The organism is Hymenobacter agri (genome assembly GCF_054778495.1).
The window spans coordinates 1-2,927 of sequence record NZ_BAAGZM010000544.1 but is presented as its reverse complement, the minus strand read 5'-3'; the positions used below and the strand labels follow the sequence as shown (position 1 = coordinate 2,927).

General features: G+C 66.5%; 3 protein-coding genes. All 3 read right to left on the bottom strand.

The window, feature by feature from the left end; translation table 11 throughout:
• A partial coding sequence (locus ACYVDE_RS19065; RefSeq protein ID WP_460503129.1) for an AsmA family protein occupies nt 1-1,028 on the bottom strand: 1,028 nt, incomplete at its 3' end.
• 177 nt (nt 1,029-1,205) lie between these two features.
• Nucleotides 1,206-1,934, bottom strand: a complete 729-nt coding sequence (locus ACYVDE_RS19060; RefSeq protein ID WP_460503128.1) for a hypothetical protein — start codon at nt 1,932-1,934, stop codon at nt 1,206-1,208.
• 104 nt (nt 1,935-2,038) lie between these two features.
• Nucleotides 2,039-2,927, bottom strand: an 889-nt coding sequence (locus ACYVDE_RS19055) for a sensor histidine kinase (RefSeq protein ID WP_460503127.1), incomplete at its 5' end; no start/stop codon positions are given.

Below are 2,927 nucleotides of genomic sequence, written 5' to 3'. Positions count from 1 at the left end.
CAGCGGCTGATGCGGCGGGCCGGCTCGGGCCACTGCAGGCTGGCCCCGCGCAGCCCGAAGGTGAGCACGTTGTGCGGCACAATCTTCGGCCCGCTCAGCCCCGTGATGTTGTAGTGCACGTGGGCCTTGCTGGGGCTGGTGGCCCCGTCGAGGTAGGATTCGAAGCGCGGCGGCAGGGCGGCCACCAGCACCTTCACCAGCGGCTGATTGCCCACGAAGTGCAGGTCCATCATCGTGCCCGCGGGCTTTTTGGGGTCGAGGGTGTGGGTGCCGCTCACGCGCACGCTGTCGCCGTTGAGGGTGGCGCGGGTGCGGTAGAGCAGGCCCTGGCGGTCGGCAAACGAGTAGCGGTAGTGCACCCGCGCGCCCACCGGCTCGCGCTCGAACAGCGTGCCGGCGCGGGTGCGTAGATAGCTCAATTCGCCCTGTAGCTCGCCGGCCACGTGCAGGAGGCCACTGCGCAGCCGCGCTTTTAGCTTGGCTTGGCGCACCTGCACCCCGAAGGCGCTGCGCAAAAAGTCATTCTTAGTGCTGAAGCGGAAGTTGTTGACTTCCAAATCATCCAGCTTGAGGCTGAGCGTGGGATTTTTGCCCTGGCCTTTGGCCCGCTTGCCGCGCAGCCCCCAGGCCCGGCCCAGCGAGTCGACCTGCTCATGGAAATCCACATCCGTCACCACGGCACGGGTCACGTCCACTTGCCCGTGCCAGAGGCTGAGTAGCTCTACGCGCAGGTCGGCGCGGCCCACCTGCAGCACCGGCACGCGCTGCCGATACGAGGTATCCGTCAGCGCAATGTGCTGAATAGAAGCCGTGAGGTGCGGAAAATCGCGCCAGGGCGACATCTCCACCCGAAACGGTGCCAGTACCAGCTCCGAATTTTTGGTGAGGGCCGCGCGCACCTTGCGCGCCACCAGCCGGCGGGCAAAATCGTCGCCCAGCTGCCACACCACCACGCCCGCGCCCACCAGCAGCAACAGCAGCAGCGCCGCCGCCCAGGCCAGTATGCGTCGCAGGGAAAAACGGGTCATATGCAGCGAAAGGAGTGCCGGATGGGCCCCGGCCGGAGCGGGGCAGCGTCCAAGGTAGCTCCCATACGCAAAATAGTGGCTTACCGTCGAGCTGCCTGGCGTCCGGCGCTGATGAATATGCCAGCAGCTTCTGGCAGTAAGTAGCGCGAATTTTCCATTCGCGCTACTTACTGCCGGTTACTCGGCCTCCGCGCCCGCCGCGTCGGCGTGCGTGGGGGCCGAGTAGGTGTCGGCGTATTTGAAATCTTCCAGCCAGTAGGCCGAGCTCACCACGTCGAAGGTGATGGAATCGGCCGTTTTCTCCAGCGCCCGCACTTCCCACAGAATGGACGCGGCTTCGGCAAACTGCCCGCCCGCCAGGTGGTCGGCATACAGACGGTTGAGCAGGGCGTTGGCGGGCAGGCCGGCGGCCAGTAGACGCAGCAGCGGCGCGGCGGCCGTGGCCCGGTCGTCGGCATCGGCCCCGAATACGGCCAGGTCGGCCGCATTTGCGGCCGTGCACTTCACCTGAAACTCCACCGCTTTCACGCTCGGAAACGTGCCGTTGAAGGCGTCGTGCAGCAGCTGCGTGGCCTGGTAGAAGCCGCGGTGCAGCGGCAGCTCGGGGTTTTCTTCCCACAGCCGCTCGGTCAGCATCTGGTGGGCCAGGTTGTCAATCTGCCCGGCCGTCAGCTCCTCCGGAAACAGGTGGGTGAGCACGGCCACGGCGGCTTCGCGCGGCTCTAGGTCGGTGAGGGCCATCTGGGCCATTTCCTTGAGCTCGGCCTCAGGCAGGGCTTCGGGGTTGTCGAAATTGAGCTGGGTGAGCAGGGCGCGGTAGTCGGCCGCCTGCCAGGAGTGCGGCAACTCGGTGCGGGTGGCGAAGGTGAGGCGCTCGACGGTGAACGTGGGGGCGGGGGCAGTCATATGTTGGGTTGAATTTCGGGAGGAATGGTGGCCGACTGGCGGCTACCGTTGTGTTTCCCAATACGCACCCTTGTTCCAAACAACCGGAAACCCGCGCCAAAAACCTACCCCCGCGGCAGCGTGAACAGGAAGCAGCTGCCGCACTCGGGCCGGCTTTCCACCCACAATTGTCCGCCCTGCGCGTCGATGAACTCGCGCGCGATGCTCAGCCCCAGCCCCGAACTGCCGCCTTTGCCCACCTGCCCCGGCACCCCCGCAAACCGCTGGAAAATACGCTTATGAAACTCCGGCGCGATGCCCGGGCCGCAGTCTTCCACGCTCACGCGCACCATTTCGCCCCAGGCCACGGCCCGCACTACCAGCGGCGCGCCCGCCGGCGAGTAGCGAATGGCGTTCGAGAGCAGGTTGATGAGCACCCAGGTAGTTTTTTCGATGTCGGCCTGCACCAGCGGCAGGGTGTCGGGCAGCTGCAAATCGAGCTGCAGCTGCTTGTCGCGCAGCTGCGGCAGCACCGTGCGGGTGGCGTACTCCACCACTTCGGGCAGGCGCAGGGGCTTCACGTCGAGCCTGATGCCCGCGCCCGCGTCGAGCCGCGACACGTCGATGAGCTGGCCCACCATGCTCAGCAGGCGCTGGGTTTCCTCGCCGATGCCGGCGGCCAGCGTCTGCCGCTCGGCGTCGGAGGTGCGCTCGTGCTGCAACAGCATCAGGCTGAGCTTGATGCTGGACAGCGGCGTTTTCAGCTCGTGCGACATGGTGGCCAGGAAGGCCGACTTCATCTCATCGAGCTTCTTGAACTCCGACACGTTGCGCAGGCAGAAGATCTGGCCGGCCGGCGCGGTGCGGCCCGCCGCATCGCGCGCCCCGGCAATGGGGCTGATGCTGAGCTGATAGTGCGGGTTGTCGCCCTTGTGCGGAAACGTGAACACCGGGTCGGGAACGGCGTCGCCGGCCAGGTTGTGGGCATCGAGCGGCACCAGCAGCTCGCGCAGC